Source organism: Chitinophaga rupis (genome assembly GCF_900109685.1).
Taxonomy (GTDB): domain Bacteria; phylum Bacteroidota; class Bacteroidia; order Chitinophagales; family Chitinophagaceae; genus Chitinophaga; species Chitinophaga rupis.
The window spans coordinates 436,969-455,098 of the sequence record NZ_FOBB01000001.1 but is presented as its reverse complement, the minus strand read 5'-3'; the positions used below and the strand labels follow the sequence as shown (position 1 = coordinate 455,098).

Annotated in this window: 15 protein-coding genes and 2 tRNA genes; 8 read left to right on the top strand and 9 right to left on the bottom strand. The window is 46.5% G+C overall.

From position 1 onward, the window contains the following. Positions 1–96 precede the first annotated feature (96 nt). A complete protein-coding gene (locus tag BMZ54_RS01765; protein ID WP_089906430.1) occupies positions 97–3,396 on the top strand; it encodes a SusC/RagA family TonB-linked outer membrane protein in 3,300 nt (1,099 codons plus the stop codon). Between the two features lie 14 nt (positions 3,397–3,410). Continuing rightward, positions 3,411–5,042, top strand: a complete 1,632-nt coding sequence (locus BMZ54_RS01760; RefSeq protein ID WP_089906429.1) for a SusD/RagB family nutrient-binding outer membrane lipoprotein — start codon at positions 3,411–3,413, stop codon at positions 5,040–5,042. A 94-nt stretch (positions 5,043–5,136) separates the two neighbouring features. Here BMZ54_RS01760 and BMZ54_RS01755 read toward each other — a convergent pair whose 3' ends face one another. Both BMZ54_RS01755 and BMZ54_RS01750 read right to left on the bottom strand, forming a co-directional pair. Further along, positions 5,137–6,213: a fatty acid desaturase family protein gene (locus BMZ54_RS01755; RefSeq protein ID WP_089906428.1), complete on the bottom strand. Its 1,077-nt coding sequence runs from the start codon at positions 6,211–6,213 to the stop codon at positions 5,137–5,139. Between the two features lie 546 nt (positions 6,214–6,759). After that, the gene (locus BMZ54_RS01750) at positions 6,760–8,406 is read right to left on the bottom strand and encodes a M28 family metallopeptidase (protein ID WP_089906427.1); all 1,647 of its coding nucleotides are present in this window, start codon (positions 8,404–8,406) and stop codon (positions 6,760–6,762) included. A gap of 147 nt (positions 8,407–8,553) precedes the next feature. Between BMZ54_RS01750 and BMZ54_RS01745 the strand changes: the two genes are divergently transcribed. Together BMZ54_RS01745 and BMZ54_RS01740 are read left to right on the top strand one after the other, a co-directional pair. Beyond that, a tRNA-Ser gene (locus BMZ54_RS01745) sits at positions 8,554–8,642 on the top strand. 39 nt (positions 8,643–8,681) lie between these two features. Then, positions 8,682–8,756: transfer RNA gene (locus BMZ54_RS01740), tRNA-Pro, on the top strand. A 752-nt stretch (positions 8,757–9,508) separates the two neighbouring features. Here the strand turns inward: BMZ54_RS01740 and BMZ54_RS01735 are convergent. Beyond that, positions 9,509–9,931: a nuclear transport factor 2 family protein gene (locus BMZ54_RS01735; protein WP_143080877.1), complete on the bottom strand. Its 423-nt coding sequence runs from the start codon at positions 9,929–9,931 to the stop codon at positions 9,509–9,511. 655 nt (positions 9,932–10,586) lie between these two features. On the opposite strand from BMZ54_RS01735, the gene BMZ54_RS01725 reads away from it, so the two are divergent. Then, the gene (locus tag BMZ54_RS01725; RefSeq protein WP_089906424.1) at positions 10,587–12,065 is read left to right on the top strand and encodes an FAD-binding oxidoreductase; all 1,479 of its coding nucleotides are present in this window, start codon (positions 10,587–10,589) and stop codon (positions 12,063–12,065) included. A gap of 132 nt (positions 12,066–12,197) precedes the next feature. Here the strand turns inward: BMZ54_RS01725 and BMZ54_RS01720 are convergent, their stop codons facing one another. The 6 genes from BMZ54_RS01720 to BMZ54_RS01700 form a co-directional block, all read right to left on the bottom strand. Next, positions 12,198–12,896 (bottom strand): DUF1826 domain-containing protein, encoded by a 699-nt coding sequence (locus BMZ54_RS01720; protein ID WP_089906423.1) that lies wholly within the window; start codon positions 12,894–12,896, stop codon positions 12,198–12,200. A gap of 212 nt (positions 12,897–13,108) precedes the next feature. Beyond that, positions 13,109–13,438, bottom strand: coding sequence for a hypothetical protein (locus tag BMZ54_RS01715; RefSeq protein ID WP_089906422.1), 330 nt, complete (start codon positions 13,436–13,438; stop codon positions 13,109–13,111). A gap of 8 nt (positions 13,439–13,446) precedes the next feature. Then, a complete protein-coding gene (locus BMZ54_RS33450; RefSeq protein ID WP_262487568.1) occupies positions 13,447–13,575 on the bottom strand; it encodes a hypothetical protein in 129 nt (42 codons plus the stop codon). Between the two features lie 4 nt (positions 13,576–13,579). Beyond that, positions 13,580–13,996 carry a DUF4267 domain-containing protein gene (locus tag BMZ54_RS01710; protein WP_089906421.1) on the bottom strand — a complete coding sequence of 139 codons (417 nt, stop codon included), beginning with the start codon at positions 13,994–13,996 and terminating at the stop codon, positions 13,580–13,582. Positions 13,997–14,224: 228 nt separating this feature from the next. Continuing rightward, positions 14,225–15,766: an FAD-dependent monooxygenase gene (locus BMZ54_RS01705; protein WP_089908217.1), complete on the bottom strand. Its 1,542-nt coding sequence runs from the start codon at positions 15,764–15,766 to the stop codon at positions 14,225–14,227. Between the two features lie 40 nt (positions 15,767–15,806). Beyond that, positions 15,807–16,625 (bottom strand): helix-turn-helix domain-containing protein, encoded by an 819-nt coding sequence (locus tag BMZ54_RS01700; protein ID WP_089906420.1) that lies wholly within the window; start codon positions 16,623–16,625, stop codon positions 15,807–15,809. Positions 16,626–16,751: 126 nt separating this feature from the next. Here BMZ54_RS01700 and BMZ54_RS01695 point away from each other — a divergent pair, with 126 nt between their 5' ends. The 3 genes from BMZ54_RS01695 (at position 16,752) to BMZ54_RS01685 (ending at position 18,034) form a co-directional block, all read left to right on the top strand. Next, complete coding sequence (locus tag BMZ54_RS01695; RefSeq protein WP_089908215.1) at positions 16,752–17,132, top strand: DoxX family membrane protein; 381 nt, start codon at positions 16,752–16,754, stop codon at positions 17,130–17,132. 81 nt (positions 17,133–17,213) lie between these two features. Further along, entirely contained in the window at positions 17,214–17,531 is a 318-nt protein-coding gene (locus tag BMZ54_RS01690; RefSeq protein ID WP_089906419.1) for an ArsR/SmtB family transcription factor, read from the top strand. After that, positions 17,447–18,034: an SRPBCC family protein gene (locus tag BMZ54_RS01685; RefSeq protein WP_317043230.1), complete on the top strand. Its 588-nt coding sequence runs from the start codon at positions 17,447–17,449 to the stop codon at positions 18,032–18,034. Before BMZ54_RS01690 ends, BMZ54_RS01685 begins: the two co-directional genes overlap by 85 nt. The last annotated feature ends 96 nt before the right edge of the window (positions 18,035–18,130 follow it).

Below are 18,130 nucleotides of genomic sequence, written 5' to 3'. Positions count from 1 at the left end.
CTTTAATTAACCAAACCAAACAAAGTTATGAAACTACGGGTACATTGTAAAGTGCCGCCCAGGCGACATTTTGCAGCCACCAACCTCATTCTTGTTATGAAATTGACCACACTATTTTTATTGGTTGGCATTTTACAGATCAGTGCTAAGGGATATTCGCAAAAGATAACCCTGGCCGCAAAGAACGTACCGCTCAGCAAGGTGTTTGCCGACATCCAGGCTCAGAGCGGCTTTTCCCTCCTGTACGACAATAACCTGATCAAGCAGACCAGGAACATTGATATTAATGTAAAAGAAGCGTCGGTAGATGAAGTGCTGACCACCTGCCTCAAAGGTTTACCACTCACCTATGAGGTAGCCGGCAAGATCATTATCATCCGCGCAAAGCCCGGCGGGGCCGCCGTTATACCACCGCCGCCCCAGACTGTACAGGGCACCGTAAAAGATGAAACCGGGCAACCCCTGTTCGGCGCCGTAGTATACCTGAAGGAGATAAAACGTGGTGCGCAAACCGGCGCAGACGGCTCCTTTACCATTGCCAATATAGCCCCCGGTACTTATACCCTGGCCATCTCCTTTTTAGGGTATGAGCCGCAGGAACAGCAGCTAACAGTGAACAATGAAACCGTAAACATCACCGTTACCCTTAAACAGGCGGTGAACAAGCTGAAAGATGTAGTAGTGGTAACAGCCCTGGGGGTTAAAAGATCCGAAAGGTCTGTTACCTATGCTACCCAGCAGGTAAATGGCAGTGAGCTTACCAAGGTAAAAACGTCTAACCTGGTAAATACCCTGAATGGTAAGGTAGCCGGGTTAAACATCTCCTCCAGCTCCTCTGGTGTGGGTGGTTCTGCCAAGGTAATTTTGCGCGGTAACAAATCCGGCCTGCAAAGTAACCAGGCATTGTATGTGATTGACGGGGTGCCTATGAACAATACCACCACTAACCAGCCTAACAGCTCTTATGGTGGCGGTACTTCCTATGATGGCGGGGATCCCATCTCTAACCTGAACCCGGAAGATATTGAAAGCATTTCCGTGCTGAAAGGTGCTTCTGCTGCTGCATTATACGGCAGCCAGGGTGCCAATGGTGTAATCCTCATTACCACTAAAAGCGGTAAGGCAGGCCGCCTGCAGGTGAATGTATCTTCTGTGTACACGATTGACAAGGTGGCCACTAAACCGGAGTTTCAGAACAGCTACGGGCAAACAGCCGGTACGCCTACCCAAAGCTGGGGCAATAAGATTTCCAACGGCGGCCACGATAACCTGGATGATTTTTACCAGACAGGCCAGAACTGGACCAACTCCGTGAACCTCTCTGTAGGTACGGATAAAGCACAAACGTATTTCTCTTACGCCAATACCAGCGCTAAAGGTATTGAGCCGGGCAATAAGCTGGGCCGTAATAATATTACGTTTAAGGAAACCGGTCACTTCTTCGATAATAAGCTGACGGTGGAAGGAGATGTGAACTATGTAACGCAAACCATAGACAACACACCTACTGCCGGTTTTTACACCAATCCTTTAACAGGCCTGTACCTGTTCCCACGCGGAGTGGATATACTGCCCTATAAAAATGGCTTTGAGCAGCTGAATGCCGCTACCAACCGGCCTACACAGAACTGGGCCTTCCCGGAAGATATACAGCAGAACCCCTGGTGGATCGTTAACCGTAACACCAACTCACTTACCCGTAACCGGGTGCTGATGAATGCCAGTGTAAAATATGATGTGAAACCCTGGCTGAACATACAGGCAAGAGGGAGCATAGACCGCATTAATGATATTTACGAGCAGAAGCTGTATGATGGTACCAGCACCGTAATTGCACCGGTTAACGGCGCTTACAATTACCGCAACGGCGTGAACACCCAGCAGTATGGTGACCTGATCGCCAACTTTAACTTCCCTGTTAATAAGTTCAAGGTAACAGGCCTGGTAGGTACCAGCGTACGGGATGTAAAAACTACCGGTAACTATTACGCTTCCGGCCAGGATGGCTTGTACCTGCCCAACGTATTTACCCTGCAGAACTTTAAGGTATTAAACCCGCTGAACTCTGCTACCATGCAGGAAAAGCACAGCCAGTGGCAATCCGTGTTCGCCAGCGCCAACATCTCTTATAATGACTGGGTGTACCTGGATCTGACGGCCCGTAACGACTGGGCTTCTAATCTTTCTTATACACCGGATCTGAGCTATTTCTATCCTTCTGTAGGTTTGAACTTTATACTAAGCCAGGTGCTTACCTTACCGCAGGCTATCAGCTATGCCAAGGTAAGAGGCTCGTTTGCACAGGTAGGTAATTCTCCCGACGCATACATGAGTAACCCTGCCGCCTATACGATTGGTGCCGGTGGCGGTGTAATTAACAACACCAAAGCGCCCTTTACTACGCTGAAGCCAGAGCTTACTAACTCGCTGGAACTGGGCACAGAGTGGCGTTTCTTCAACAACCGTTTGAATGTAGATGCTACCTATTATAAAACCAATACCAAGAACCAGACGCTGGAAATCTCTGCCAGCCAGGCCACTTACTACAACAGCTTTTACATTAATGCCGGTAACATCCAGAACAAAGGGGTAGAAGTATCCATAGGTTATGATGTGATCAGCAACAGTAAGCTGAAATGGAATACAGCGCTGAACTACTCTGTAAATGATAACAAAGTAATTTCCCTGGATGACCGCGTGCCTTACTTTACGCTGAGCGGTCAATCCGGCACCAGCTATGCATCACAGTTTGCCAAAGGCGGCTCTTACGGGGATATTTATGGCACCACCTTACAGCACGATGCGCAGGGACGTGTAATGATAGATGCAAGCGGCAAACCCATTGTGCAGGGCGGCGACCTGGTGTACCTGGGCAATGCCAACACCAAATGGCAGCTGGGCTGGAACAACAACATTACTTACGGTAATTTTTCGTTAGGTTTTCTGATAGATGGCAAATTTGGCGGGCAGGTATTATCTGTAACCCAGGCTATGATGGACCAGTATGGCGTGTCCAAAGCCAGTGGTGATGCACGGGATGCAGGTGGTGTGCAGGTGAACGGGGCAGACCCTACCGGTAAAGCGGTGAGCGTAGTAGATGCGCAGAGCTGGTATGCTGTAACAGGCGGCCGTACAGGCGTATCCAGCGAATACATTTACAGCGCCACCGTGGTGCGCCTGCGTGAAGTAGCGCTGAACTACGCAATCCCGGTAAAGCCCCATTTCGTCAAAGGCCTGAAAGTAGGGCTTGTAGGCCGTAACCTGGCTTACTTCTCCAAAAAGGCGCCGTTTGATCCTGAAGTAACTATGTCAACCGGTAACGGCCTGGCAGGTGTAGACATTTTTATGCCGCCGGCAACCCGCAGTTTTGGTCTGTCTTTAAATGCCTCTTTCTAAAAAACTGATTCAACATGAAACGTACTAATAACAATATATACAAGCCCTCCCGGTTATACCGGTTACTGTTTATGACCGGGGTGATCTTAACCGGCGCCAGTGCCTGTACCAAGAACTTTGAAAGGTATAATACGGATAATACCGGTGTAAATACCAACCTCACCTCCCTTATGACGCATGAGCAGATGGCGGTGATCAACTTCTCCGGCGGTGGTGATCCTAACTCTTACCAACTGCAGCAGAATCTGAATGCGGATTGTTTTTCGGGTTATATGATGTCGTCCAACGCCTTCGGCGGCAATACCAACATGAATTATTTCATGATGACCAGCTGGAATGGTGAACCGTTTAAAGTAGTGTACCTGGATGTATTGAGTTATGTAAGCAAGATGCAGGGCATGGGCGTGGATAAAGATTATCCGGCTGTATTTGCGGTAGCGCAGCTGGTAAAGATCATGGCCATGGGCCGGGCCACAGATATTTATGGTCCTTTACCCTACAGCCAGGCTGGCACCGCCAAATCCGGTGTGTCGTATGATAGCCAGCAAGCTATTTACAACAGTTTTTTCACAGAGCTGGATGCTGCTACTGCTACGCTGAGATCCTGGATCAGCAGCGGGCAAAAGCTGCCTTTTGATTTTGCACCCATGGACCTGGTGTATAACGGAGATTTTAACCGCTGGCTGCAGTTTGCCAACTCCCTGCGCCTGCGTTTAGCCATGCACATTGTAAAGATCGATCCTACTACGGCAAGGGCGCAGGCAGAAAAAGCCCTGAACCCTGCTGAAGGTGGCGTGATCACGAATAATGACGGCATTATGAAAGTGAAGGTTTCCGGCGCCGGTTTCAGCAACCCGCTGGTGTTTATAGCAATGAACTGGACGGATATTAATATTGGCGCATCTATCCAGAGTTATATGTCCGGTTACAACGATCCGCGAATTGGCCGTTATATGGACAAGTCTACTGACGCTAGTTTCCCGGTACAGTATAAAGGTATCCGTATAGGCAGCACCGTTAATAAGCCGGCTTACCAGACCTATTCTACCCTTAACTTTAAGGATGGCAGCGCCCCTTCTTTTAGCTTAACTACACCGGTACAGCTGATGACCGCTGCAGAAGTATATTTTCTACGTGCGGAGGCTGCCCTGCGCGGCTGGTCCAATACCGGTGGTACTGCACAGTCGTTGTATGAGCAGGGGATCAATACCTCCCTGGCACAGTGGGGTGTAACGGATGCCGAATATATAAATAACAATACTGCAAAACCAGCTGGTTATACAGACCCGAAGAATGCGGCTAACAATGCAGCTGCGCCTTCTGATATTACTATCCAGTGGAGTGAAGCCGCTACCAACGAACAAAAGCTGGAACGCATCATGACGCAGAAATGGATCGCGATGTTCCCTGAAGGGCAGGAAGCCTGGACAGAGTTCCGCCGTACGGGTTATCCTAAATTATTTACCGTAGTGCATAACAACAGCGGTGGTACTATTGATACCGATATACAGGTGCGCCGCTTGCCTTACCCGCAGAATGAGTACAATACCAACAGAACAGAGCTGAACAAGGGCATTCAGCTGCTGGGCGGCCAGGATAATGGCGGTACCCGGCTGTGGTGGGATGTGAACAAAGCAAATTTCTAATGTTCTTATAGGATCAATTGTTAAGAGGAAACCATGCAAAAAAAAGCACCCGGCTTGCCGGGTGCTTTTACGTTTATAGAAAGTTATGTTATGATCAGGCTACGGCTGCTTTGCTGGCTACTGCCATTGCCGGGAACCTGCGGGTGCGCTGTTTCAGGAAGGAGATCACTTCCGCATCAGAATTATAACGGTTACCGATATTCACAAAATGTTTAGCCAGCAGGTCGTAACGTTTCAGCATCAGGAAAAGAAAGATCTGCATATAGTCAATACCCTCAAACACCACGGCGTCGTTCGCCACATAAACATCCAGGTTCTGGCGGAAGTTGTGCGGGTAGTCTGTCCAGTGCATAGCGGGTTTCAGATGGTGGCCAATATGGTAACCATCATTCCAGCACTGGCGGTTGTAAGTGGAATTAATACAGGTAATACTGTTCTTATAAGGATTATCCGGCTCACTGGCGCAAATAAAAGCATGCTGTGCCCAGTTGCCCATCATCATCACCACACGGGAGAAGGTGAAGGGGATAATAAATACCACCAGGGTGGCTGGCCAGTCCACAAAGCATAGCCCAATACACATTGCAATGAACAGGATCTCGCCTCTTACCGCACGTTTCAGCAGGTTTTTGCGGTTCTTACGGATAAAATAGCTGGCCAGGTGAAAGATGCCGGCAAAAAAGAAGCTGCCGAAATATTTCGCAAAACCCCGCAGGGAATCCCGTTGGAAGAACATGGTACAGCTGTCATCATCCGGCATATTGTTTTCCGGGTGGTGCATGCCGATATGATGGCTATAATAAGTTTCCGGGCTTTGCCCAAAAAAGGGGCCTAGCACCCAGGGCAGGTAATGGTTCAGCCAGTTGTATTTGCGTTCAAAAAAAACGCGGTGGCTGGTGCAATGCAGCATCAGGATATAAGGGCCTTTCAGTATCAGGTTATTGAGCACCAGGTAGGCAACTGCAGCCGTCCACCAGATCCAGTTATTTACACCTGGTATGTACAATAAGATCGCCAGCGGTATTAAGGTGAGGGTAATGCGGATAGTGAGATAGACAAAAGGCATGTCACGCTCATCCTTAATAAGTGATCTGAAAAATTTTTGCAGGCGGGTGTACTCCCGATCCGGTTTTACATACACCGGATCTGTTAACAGTGTAAATGCTTTCATGCTGATTATTAAAACTGGTTTAATAAGGTATAGGCCAAGTTGTAGGTTCGCATATCTCCAACTCTTTAGTTCGCTTATCCCAAGTTCTAACCAAGATAACGTATTACACAGGATAAATTGCATAAAAAACGTTAAATCCGTGTTAGAGGTAGCTCCGGCCTCTTCCTTAGGAGTGTTTGAGCATTTGGCAGTATGGCTTAATAATTAGAAAACGTCTTTAAAGTATATTGATCATTATCCATCACCTACCGGCGATCATACTGTGATATGGGAGCATATTGTTTATAAGAACGGCGCTATCAAGTTTGGTGAATATGTTACACAGTCTACAACAAAACTGGTGGGCTATTCCATCTGGATACCGGTGTCGTTTACTCAGAATGCAAACCTGCGCCTGGATTAATTTCCGGAAAGTGGATCCAATAAAGAAGGGGCTGTATTAATACAGCCCCTTCTTTATTGGTACGTTCCTGGCAATAAAGGATCTTATTAAAAACGGAAACCTGCTTTAAACAGATCTCCGTTTTTTATTTAGCGTTTGTTCCGTTATTTCTTTTCCCTGGCGGCTTTAAATTCAGAGCCCTGTTTCCAGGCCGGGAAAGTAGTTTCATTACTTAAGGTATGGCCTACATCAAATAACAGCTGCGCATCTTCCACCATGCCGGAGTATTCCCAGGTGCTGTCTACCTGGTCAAAAGGGGAGTGGTAGCGGTCGCGACCATATTCCTCTATCTTCGTTTTGGCCCAGGCGGTATCATGTTCCAGCGACTGTGTTCCGCTGCCTGCATACAGGGCAGGGATACCCACTTTTGCAAAATTGAAATGATCTGAACGGAAGAAGTGGCCGGCAGAAGGATTTTCATCCAGGGAAATGGTTCGTCCCTGTTTGGCCGCAGCACGTTCCGCATAATCATCCAGCTCAGACTGACCTAATCCTACAATGGTGATATCTTTTGTGCGGCCATAAGTGTTCAGCACATCCATGTTAATATCAGCCACGGTGCTGTCTTTCGGAAATACCGGGTGTGTGGCATAATACTCCGATCCTAACAGCCCCTGCTCTTCGCCGGTAAGGCCAATGAACAAAATAGAACGGGCCGGGCGCTGTTGTAGTTTGGTAAAGGCTTTGGCAATTTCCAGCAGGGCCACGGTACCGGTAGCATTATCGGCTGCGCCATTGTAAATGGAATCGCCTTTGATGGCTTCTCCAATACCCAGGTGATCCCAGTGGGCAGAGTAAATAATGTATTCATTTGGTTTGGTAGCGCCGGGCCATACAGCCAGCACATTATGAGAGGTAGATTTTTTAAGCTTGTTATTGATCACCACAGAAGCGGTTACCGGCAGGTGCACTGGTTTAAAGCCCGGTTTACGTGCGCTTTGCATCAGTGTGTCGGATACGCCGGCCAGCTGGAATAATTTTTTAGCGGCATCCAGTGTAATCCAGCCTTCCATGCCAGCGCGCGACATATCATTATCTTCCGTTTGCAGGTACAGTTTGGCGCCGGACCAGCCGCTTCTTACCACAGCCCAGGGATAGCTGGCCGGGGCGGTATCATGTATAATAATGATGCCGGCAGCGCCCTGGCGGGCTGCTTCTTCGTATTTATATGTCCAGCGGCCGTAGTAGGTCATGGTGTGGCCTTTGAACAGTGCAGTATCAGCAAATCCCGGATCATTTACCAGCACTACCACGGTTTTGCCTTTTACATCCAGCCCGGCATAATCATTCCAGTTATATTCCGGCGCTACAATGCCATAACCGGCAAATATCAGCTCACTGTTATTCAGCTGCACTTTAGGTGTTACGCGGCGGGTAGTAGCTACATAATCGTCCAGGTATTTGAGGGAGAGCTGTCCGCCCTTGCCTTTAAATACCAGAGGGCCGGCTGGTTCGGAGGTGATCTCCACCATAGGTACTTCCTGCACATAGCTATTACCGTTACCGGGCTGCAGGCCCAGTTGTTTAAATTGCGTTTCGAGGTAGCGGATGGTTTTTTCTTCACCGGCGGTGAAGGGTTTTCTGCCTTCAAAGGAATCGGCTGCCAGCACGTTCAGGTGCTGACGGAAACCTTCTTCGGTAATAGCTTTGAATGCAGTAGAGTCTTCGAGGGCTGCCGCATTTTTGCCGGGCCGGTTACAGGCGCCGAGGGCAAGGGCAGCTATCAAAAGCAGACGATAGCAGGTTTGCATGAAAGGAGTATTTAGCTGCTAAAAATAAATAATTATAAGTGAATGGCCTTATTGTAGTGATTTTTGAGCGGTGTGATTGCAAAAAATGCAAATGCTTTTGGATAATTCTAAATAATTCCTATTTTTGCAACCCCCAACAAAGGGGATGGTGAGGTGCCTGAGTGGCCGAAAGGAACGGTTTGCTAAACCGTCGTACGGGTAACACTGTACCGAGGGTTCGAATCCCTCCCTCACCGCAGAAAGTTTGAGAGGGCTCTCAGGCTTTTTTAAGGGTTCGGGGCGTAGCGTAGCCCGGTTATCGCGCCTGCTTTGGGAGCAGGAGGTCGCAAGTTCGAATCTTGCCGCCCCGACGAAAAGAAAAAGCCGCATCAGAAATGGTGCGGCTTTTTTTGTGTTATTGCGTCCCGATTAGGATCGGGAAGGTTGTGAGTTCGAATCTTGCCGCCCCGACGAAAAGAAAAAGCCGCATCAGAAATGGTGCGGCTTTTTTTGTGTTATTGCGTCCCGATTAGGATCGGGAAGGTTGTGAGTTCGAATCTTGCCGCCCCGACGAGAAGAAAAAAGCCGCATCAGAAATGGTGCGGCTTTTTTGTGTGTTATTGCGTCCCGAATAGGATCGGGAAGGTTGTGAGTTCGAATCTTGCCGCCCCGACAGCTTTAAAGGTCGTTTCAGCAATGAGCGGCCTTTTTACTTTTAGATTAATCAGTAGCGCATCTCGACATTGATCGGGAGGGTCGCTAGTTCGAGTCTAGCCATCCCGACTATATTTTGAAGCCCGCTCTGGTAGCGGGTTTCATTTTTTATTAAATTTCGGCCCAGGTTAAAATATTCAATTTCAAGCCCCCAAAGTTCGAATCCTGCCATCTCATTCATGTTTCATTTAATTAGAGATCCGAAAAATGAGTTTCTCTTAATTGAAGTCAGAATTCCTTTTACTCGTTTATATGCCCTTGCTTGTACTAATGAATGTAGCGAAGACAAGATTAACAAGTCGTAGTAAAAAATATATTTGGATCTGATTTCAATAAGTTCTGCGATATTCTTCAATCCGATCAACTCTTTTTCATTTGCATTTGACCCGCAGGGTTCTTACAAATGCACCTAATTTTCGACAGGCTTGGCCTGACCTGCCTGTTCGATTAGTTTATGGATAGGCTGGCCGTCGTAATCATAAATATATAACCGCACCTCTACAATCTTTCCGCCCCTAAAAGTGAATTGCTCACAAAGAAGTATGTTTCCGTCACTGTGGGCGATCGCTGCCTTGCTGATCGCAAACACCTTATCTTCGTCAGCATAAACATTCAAAAGATGGAAGTGTTTGAAATCATAAAATGTTCTCACCTTGGGGTAGAACTGTTCAAATGCCTTCATTCCCCGATAAGTACCGCCGAAGGGCAGAGAAGAGGGTTCGTAAACCACCATAGAATCGCTTGCCCTATCCGGATAATCCGTCAACTGCTTCTTTTGGCCAATCATCTCCATCACAAATGCCTTGTTCCCGGCCGTATCTTCTTTTTGCATACTATCTGATTTGCAGCCGCTCACTATTCCTACCAGGATAGTGAAGAACAGCCAGATTTCTATTCGCATACAGAAAAGCCTCAAAGTATATGCCAGCGGTTCCGGTAACAGTCTGGCCATGCTGGAGCAACTGGCGGACAGTGACAATTGCGGTGCCAAGTGTGTCTCTACATTGAGGGTAAATCATATTATTGAAATTTATAAAATTATTCTGCGAAAGGCATTTGCTAAAAAGTATAAAATATTCATTTTCAAATCGCTAAGTTGGCCAAACGCCGCAAATCCATTAAGAATAAGTTCGAAAATTGTACAGGGAGACAGCTTTAAAGGTCGTTTCAGCAATGAGGCGGCCTTTTACTTTTAGACTTGATCAGTAGCGCATCCCGACATTGGTCGGGAGGGTCGCTAGTTCGAATCAAGTCTTAGCAATGATTTCTCGCCTGGTTTTATATTGGATTGAATTTCCTTCGATTTTTTATTTTATCACTATCTGGTGGTAAACAAACTGATTTTGAAGTCTGCTTAATTTTGGGATTTTGCGTAATAACAGTTCGCAGGCATATTTTTGCATTAACAAGGCCATGGTAAAAGATTATCTTGTTACGTCTTATGATAACTGAAATGCCTTGAAATTTAAGCATCTTCAAATTAACATATGGAAAAGATAACCTCTGACGACATTCGTTTTGCTGATCTTGCAGAAAAGCGCTTCAACAAACGCTTTACCGGAAAACCTGAATATTTCTACCTTCCGGAATCGACGCAAGATGTGGTAGCAGCCGTACAGGAAGCTGTCAATGCTCAAAAGAGAATAGTCGTCCGGAGTGGCGGCCACTGCCTGGAAGGATTTGTATCTGACCCTTCCGTACAAATACTTATTGATATGTCCCTCATGAATGGTATTTCCTACGATGCTGAAAGGTCAGCTTTTGAAGTGCAGGCTGGTGCAACTGTCGGTGAGACGTACCGCAGGCTCTTCTTAGGCTGGGGAGTAGTGCTACCCGCTGGTGAGCATCCCAACATAGGAATCGGTGGCCACGTACTTGGCGGGGCTTTTGGTTTTCTTTGCAGAGAGTATGGATTAGCTGCAGATCATCTCTATGCTATAGAATTGGTTGCAGTAAATGCATCCGGGAAAGCACACAGCATTATTGCTACACGGGAAGAAAATGATCCCAACCGGGATCTCTGGTGGGCGCATACCGGCGGCGGTGGCGGGAATTTCGGCATCGTTACCCGGTACTGGCTTCGATCTTTAAGAAGCAATGGTTCTGATCCTACTACTGCTCTTCCCCAAGCACCCAAATCTATTACGACGTTTAGAGTATCATGGGACTGGAATAACTTTGACAAAACACTGTTTTCACAGTTAGCTCAAAATTTCGGAACATGGGCGCAAAAGAATAGCGACCCGGAATCTCCCTATAAGAAGCTATTCAGTTTACTTTTTTTGAATCATCGCAACATAGGTAAACTAGAAATGAAAGGTGTTTGCACAGGGGCCAAAGCACTACAGCTTATAGATGAACATCTGGCCTCGATTGCCGATCCTTTAGGCTTATCTTATACGCGGGAAGTGGAAGAAACTGCATGGCTACAATTTGCACTCAATCCTTTTCCCGAACTTTTCCAGCCAGGGTTCGACAAAGTGAGAACTAAGATTAAAGACGCTTTTCTGCGCCGTCCTTTTACAGATGATCAAATTGCGACGATGTACAAATATTTGTCGAATAATGAGCCGGTAGGCGGAGGATTAGGTATGGCAACTTATGGCGGCCAGGTTAATGCCGTAATGCCGGGGGCAACAGCTTCTGCTCAACGAGATTGCATTCTTGATGTTGCTTGCAACACTGGCTGGGGTGATCCTGAAGATGAAACTGCCAGTCTTAACTGGGTTCGCAATTTTTATAAGGATTTGTTTGCCACTTCCGGCGGTGTCCCTGTACCAAATGAGCAGACCGGTGGATGTGTGATCAATCATCCCGATACTGACCTGACCGATCCGCAATGGAACCAATCTGGTATCCCATGGCAAACCTTGTATTACCGGGATAATTACCCACGATTGCAGCAGGTAAAACAAAAATGGGATCCTAAGAACGTGTTTCATCACGCCTTGTCAATTGGTTTGTAGTATTATCCAATTGGAAATTAGTTGTATTGCAATCCTGTGGGCACAATTGCTCAAAAATTGAAACCCTTCAGATCATTTGATTTGAAGGGTTTTTGCGTTTAGATTTATCGTCTTGCTATTAAGGATTTGTATTCAACAGATCAACAACAACCTCTTCTGCCCAGGTTTTTCCTTTGGTGCGCGGTGAAGACAAGGGGGAACCTGGCTTCCAGGATGATCAACTGCCAACCTGCACAGGTGGCCGGGGCCTAAACTTATTGGACGTGCATCCGGTTTAGCTTCATAGTGCAGATCAAAAAAATGTTCACTTAAAAATGATTCAAAACCTTCATCTGCTCCATGATATAGTTTTTTGAGTTCAGCACGTATTTCCGGAATCAGTACTTTCTTCTGACCTTGTGAATTTGGCAATATTTCACTGCACTCGCCATAGTAGGTGCATAAAAAGGTATCGACCGGTATAGGAGAGCGATCTACATGAAAAGAGTAAACATCGGTCGGAAAAAAAGGGTAGGTATTGTCCCGGTCATAATAGCTGATCACATTAAGGATTGGCGATGCACCATGAGCTTTCAATACCTTCAGATCATTTAAAAGAACTTCACGTGCAAGTTGCCCTTGTTCACTCAACTGAAGTTCATGAAGCTCCTCTGGTGTAATTTCCGTTATATTTTCGCTTAGCGCTACTTTTTCAACAATCTCAGAAAAATCACCTGTTAGTTTACGGGTCCAGCAAATCGCATTAATTGCTCCATTAAATGGTGTAGCAACAAGATCCTGAAAATTCGTGACGCATTGAATGTGTTTCTCCGGATAATATAAATCTATCATAATAGATAATGTGAATATAAATCATCTGATAGCGAAGTACGGCTATTTTCGTTTATAACCGAAACTTTCCAATAGGCGTTGAATCTCCATGAACTGGTTCGGAACTTTTCCAGTCATCCCGGCTGGAAAAGAAAAAACCGCATCAGGAATTGTGCGGTTTTTTGTGTTGTGTTATGCGGCACAATTCGTATCACCTCCGCTCATCGCTTTCATCAGAGATAGTTGATCAGGATCAGACTTGTAATCGCTATCAATAGCAATGCCGCCCGCAAGTTGATCACTTTATCCCAGCGCTGCTGCAATTGCCCGATATTATCCACTAACCTGCCGAATTTTATACCTTCCACCATGATGTTATTAACTGGTTTGGAGATGGTAAAGTAAATGAAGAGATGTATCAGCAATGCGGCTAAAGATACTATAGCTAATTGCCCTGAGATGGTTCGAACACCGGCAAAAATAACCTGCAACAAGGTTGTTACTATCGCCGTAATACCGATAACAGGCATGCGGGCGTCAGCCACTTCATGGAAATGGCCCATTAAATCGGCTATGGATGATTCTTTACTATAGCAGCGGCTTTTTTACCTACCAGTGCGAAAAATACATCGGTACCGAATACAACGGCTGTAGCAACTATTGCTAAGCCATTTAATATTTGCAATAATACAGTGTTCATAAGATTAGTTTTTAGATGCTGCTTTGAATAAAAAGATGGTCGTAACAATCATGTACAAGGCAGTAATGCCATGGATAAGTAAATGCGTTACATCTCTCGCGCCATTAACGGCCAGGACTGTAAGACAATCGGATATAGGGATAATTATCGCGGAACCGAATGCAAAGGCCGTAGCGCGGGGTTGCCGCAAGAGGAGGAATATGAGCACTACAATGCCTGCATAAATGTCCCTGATGCCTTTAATCCAGCCATAAGCAATAGCCTCCTTTGTATCTTGCAGTGGAATGCCAAATCCGTCGGCACCAGCGTTAGGCACCAGCATAAACCGCAAGCCCAGTAAAATAATACCCACTGCCACCAGCGCAGTGAGCCAGTACGAGGCTGAACGCGGTCCCCAAAAATTGATTTGTTGTGTTTTCATTTGCTTTAACTTTTTTGTTAAGCAAATTTCCCACAACCAGGTTTTTTATTCATTCACCCAGGTTAATTAATGCTGCCGGGTTGTTTTTTTTCGGATCCGGGATAAAGATTGCGGTTAATGCCTGCGTAAAATTCGATATAGTATGCTACACACACTGACTAATATCTGAGAATGTGTTCAGACAACGCTGATAGCGTGCCTCGGATGAATGTTGTACCTGCTCCTGCATTAAACAAACCAACGCGCAGCAGCCTTCCGTAATTCACTGCAATCAGGTTCGCTATCACAAGCCCAGGCAATAATCCCATCAGGACGGATCAGTACAGCACTCAGGCCTAATTGTTCTTTTGCCCGGCCTGAAACATATTTAATCTGATCTCCGTATTCACCCACCAAAGTTTTAAGTGAAGCATTCATATCAAAATCAAGCAGTATCCCTTTGCCATCATGCATTAATTCGCCAATGCCTGCACCATCTTCCAGCTCAAAGTTAGGAAGGCTGTATCCTGCCAGTGGGTGGCCGCTTCCAAGATCGTAATGTGTGAAAACACCCCATACTCTTCCTGCAAAATAAGTAGCGCCGTCGCGCGTATTCATCAGGTCGCGGATAATTGCATGCAGCGCACGAGCATGTGGATCTGGCCTCATGATCGCCACCTGGGCGCGTGACCAATCCAGCACCTGCACCCCAATTGGATGCCGTTCAGTTTGATAGCTGTCTAATAAGCCTTCCGGTGCTTTCTGCCGGATGGTTGCGGCGAGCTTCCAGCCTAGGTTCATCGCATCGCCCAGTCCAAGGTTAAGCCCCTGGCCTCCTAATGGCGAATGAATATGTGCGGCGTCGCCGGCTAAAAGTACCCGTCCGTTGCGGTAGGTGGTGGACTGCCTTGCACGGTCAGTCCATGTGGTTGCGAAATGCAGGGTGCTGATAGTTACATCGGAGTCCGAGATGCGGCGTAGCACCTCCTGTACGTGCTCACGCGTGACCGGCTTTTCTGAACCATGAAATGCCCCGCCATCAAAATCCTGTATTGCCAGGTAACCTGGCTGCGATTGGAGGTACATACCTCTGGGTGTCAGGTTGCGGCCAGGGTTCAGCTTTTCCGGGTTGGCGATGTCTACTTTAACAGAGTAACCGGTAAATTCCGGCTCCGTACCGGCGAAGTCAAAACCACCTGTCTTGCGAACAACACTACGGGCGCCATCGCAACCCACGAGCCATTTACTTTGAAAAGATTGTTCACCTGACAGCACGGTTACTCCGTCCGCTGTTTGATAAAAGCCGGTAATAGCAAGCCCACGCCTGATTGTTACACCCAGGGATGCTGCACGGCGTGACAGCACCGTTTCAAGCTCCTCCATTTCAGCAATTAAATTGGTGTTGGTGGATCCAGGCAGACGATACTTCCATTGTGTGGCGTCAATATCGCCGTCATGGAATGGAATGCCGGCGAAGTGTCCTGCCTGGCGGCGTGGCCCTTGTACGGCGTTTTGGTGGGGATTTTTAAGACGTTTTGGTACTTCAAGTTCATTTAGTAACCCACGGCGGTAAAGCGCTTCAACAGAAAGTGCATTCAGCCCCCGGATCCCAAAAGGAAGCTGCTTTAATGGTGAGTGCGGATGTGCTGCCTTTTCCAGTATCAGGACGGAACATTTGGCCAGGGCCAGCTCACAGGCGAGAAAAAGACCTACAGGGCCCGCGCCGGAAATAATTACATCGTAAATAGTATGATCTTGTGCGGGGTGCCTGCTTTCAGGTATTGTGTTCATATAAAATAATTGAAACACAAAATTCCGGAATGCTCCTGCATCAGGCTTGTACAAACGCGACAAAATCGTTGCTTACAGCCTGCTTGCCTTTCCTGGCTTTTCGCGCAAATGCCGCCGGCGTAGTGCCGCTGTAACGTTTGAATTCTCTGCTTAGGTGGGATTGGTCCGTATAGCCCAGCTCGTGAGCTAAGCCGGCAACATTGGAATCGGGATGAAGCCATAATTGGTTGCGTACCTGCTCAAAGCGTATCAGGGCTGATACGTCTTTAACAGTATGTCCGGAAGATTGCTTGAACTTTCTTTCCAGTGTACGAACCGTGGCATGAGCCGCCGCTGCTACCTGGCTTACCGGCATACTGCCGTTTGCTTCCCGCATAGCAACTCCTGCTTTGAATAACATACTGTCAGCAGGAACCTGCGACCGTGCATCCAGGAAATATTGTTTTACCTGGGCGATGGCTTCCTCTATTCTGCCGGCCTGAATACACTTGTTCAAGCTGGATTGAAGCTGGGCTACCGGATGCTCAAACACGTGTATGCCACCCTTGCCGGACGGAAGTCCCAGCAGATCGAACACGGTCCAGGGGAAGCACCTGATACCAATGATCTCTAAACGGTTCTTCGAGTAAAAAGTAACCGGCTGATTGAGGAGGCCCACCATGAACGGTGATGGCAACGCTTGCAAAACTCCGTCATAAGAAATGCTGCAGGCGCTTCCGAAATGAAAAATAATTTCAGCGTAACCATCAGGGATTACCTCAAAACCCGATGATTGTTCCCCGAAGTCTTTGGTGTTGTACCAAAAGCATTTTATGGTATCCTGTAGCTCTTCGGGAGCTTCAAATTCCTGGTGCTGCATGTTTGAAAGATAAGATATTTAGGGAGAATGGGCTTCCTGACAAGTTTCTTAAAAATAAATTTGATAAACCGAATGGTTGCGTTTATATTTGCAACCGAATGGTTTATTATAAAAATAACAACAACTATGAAAAGTAAGATCCTTTTTGTTTTATGTCTGCTGGCCGGCCTGATGTTTATAAATGCAGGTTTGGATAAATTCTTCCATTATATGCCAATCCCCAAAGATATGCCTGAAAAAATGGTGAAGGCAGGAATGGCATTTGCCGAAATCGGCTGGCTTATGCCACTGGTGGGGACCATAGAAATTCTGGGCGGTTTGTTATTGATCTTCAGCAGGACCAGGGCCCTTGGCGCCATTGTTATTTTACCTGTATTGACGGGTATTCTGCTTGCTAACATCAGCATGGCCCCAGCTGGTTTGCCCATCGTATTTGCGTTGATCGCAATCGTTCTTTGGGTAATTATTGACAACAGGGAAAAGTACCTGCCGATGATCAGGAAATAATTTAGCGGTTACAGCGCCTGGTTTTATATTCCCTGTGAATGGATCTGGTTAGAAAGCATCACAAATCAAAATGACATTGCCGTGAGAAGAGATATTTTTCAAGCTATTGCCGACCCGACACGAAGGGCCATCCTGGTTTTAATTGCATTACAGTCAATGACACCCAGTGCTATTGCAGAACATTTTGACATGACACGGCAAGCCATTTCAAAGCATATGAAAATTTTAACTGAATGCGAATTGGTGAAACAGGAATACCAGGGCAGGGAAATATATTATCAACTTGAAATTGACAAAATGAAAGAGATAGATAAATGGCTGGAACAATTCAGAAAGATCTGGGAAAGCCGATTTCAACAACTCGATCAACTTTTACTAACGATAAAAAAGAAAAAATAATGAAAAACAATTTGCAATTCGACTTCATCGCTGATAAGGAAAAAAACACACTCACAATCAGACGTGAGTTTTTAGGAGACCGGCCACTGGTTTGGGATTGTTATACTAAAAGTGAATTGCTTGACCAATGGTTTGCGCCCGCCCCCTTAACCACCAAAACGAAATCAATGGATTTTCGTGAAGGCGGCCACTGGCATTATGCAATGGTAGAACCCAACGGAACAGAATATTGGGGTTATACTGAGTACGTAAAAATCAAACCCATTGACTATTACACCTCTTTAGATGCTTTCAGTAATGAAGCAGGTGAAATAAATAAAGACCTGCCCCGCGCAGAGTGGCTGGTAACTTTTACCGACAAGGGAGAAAATGCTTTGGTAGAAACCATCGTTACCTATAAATCTCTTTCAGACCTGGAAACGGTTATTCAAATGGGTATGGAACAGGGGATGATGGCCACACTGGAAAAGCTGGATGCATTATTAATTACCCTGAAAAAGTAACAAACAAGCGGGAAATTACTGCTGTAGTCACAAAAAATACGGATATATACAGATCCTGAATGTATTACAATGAAGCCAGAGAGCTGCTATAAGAAA

Bases quoted from the DNA above. Each gene is read 5' to 3' on its own strand.
- BMZ54_RS01725 (WP_089906424.1), top strand. From the start codon at position 10,587: ATGGAAAAGATAACCTCTGACGACATTCGTTTTGCTGATCTTGCAGAA.
- BMZ54_RS01685 (WP_317043230.1), top strand. From the start codon at position 17,447: ATGGCTGGAACAATTCAGAAAGATCTGGGAAAGCCGATTTCAACAACT.
- BMZ54_RS01720 (WP_089906423.1), bottom strand. From the start codon at position 12,896: ATGATAGATTTATATTATCCGGAGAAACACATTCAATGCGTCACGAAT.
- BMZ54_RS01750 (WP_089906427.1), bottom strand. From the start codon at position 8,406: ATGCAAACCTGCTATCGTCTGCTTTTGATAGCTGCCCTTGCCCTCGGC.
- BMZ54_RS01760 (WP_089906429.1), top strand. From the start codon at position 3,411: ATGAAACGTACTAATAACAATATATACAAGCCCTCCCGGTTATACCGG.
- BMZ54_RS01765 (WP_089906430.1), top strand. From the start codon at position 97: ATGAAATTGACCACACTATTTTTATTGGTTGGCATTTTACAGATCAGT.
- BMZ54_RS01735 (WP_143080877.1), bottom strand. From the start codon at position 9,931: ATGCAAAAAGAAGATACGGCCGGGAACAAGGCATTTGTGATGGAGATG.
- BMZ54_RS01695 (WP_089908215.1), top strand. From the start codon at position 16,752: ATGAAAAGTAAGATCCTTTTTGTTTTATGTCTGCTGGCCGGCCTGATG.
- BMZ54_RS01710 (WP_089906421.1), bottom strand. From the start codon at position 13,996: ATGAAAACACAACAAATCAATTTTTGGGGACCGCGTTCAGCCTCGTAC.
- BMZ54_RS01715 (WP_089906422.1), bottom strand. From the start codon at position 13,438: ATGGGCCATTTCCATGAAGTGGCTGACGCCCGCATGCCTGTTATCGGT.
- BMZ54_RS01700 (WP_089906420.1), bottom strand. From the start codon at position 16,625: ATGCAGCACCAGGAATTTGAAGCTCCCGAAGAGCTACAGGATACCATA.
- BMZ54_RS33450 (WP_262487568.1), bottom strand. From the start codon at position 13,575: ATGAACACTGTATTATTGCAAATATTAAATGGCTTAGCAATAGTTGCT.
- BMZ54_RS01705 (WP_089908217.1), bottom strand. From the start codon at position 15,766: ATGAACACAATACCTGAAAGCAGGCACCCCGCACAAGATCATACTATT.
- BMZ54_RS01755 (WP_089906428.1), bottom strand. From the start codon at position 6,213: ATGAAAGCATTTACACTGTTAACAGATCCGGTGTATGTAAAACCGGAT.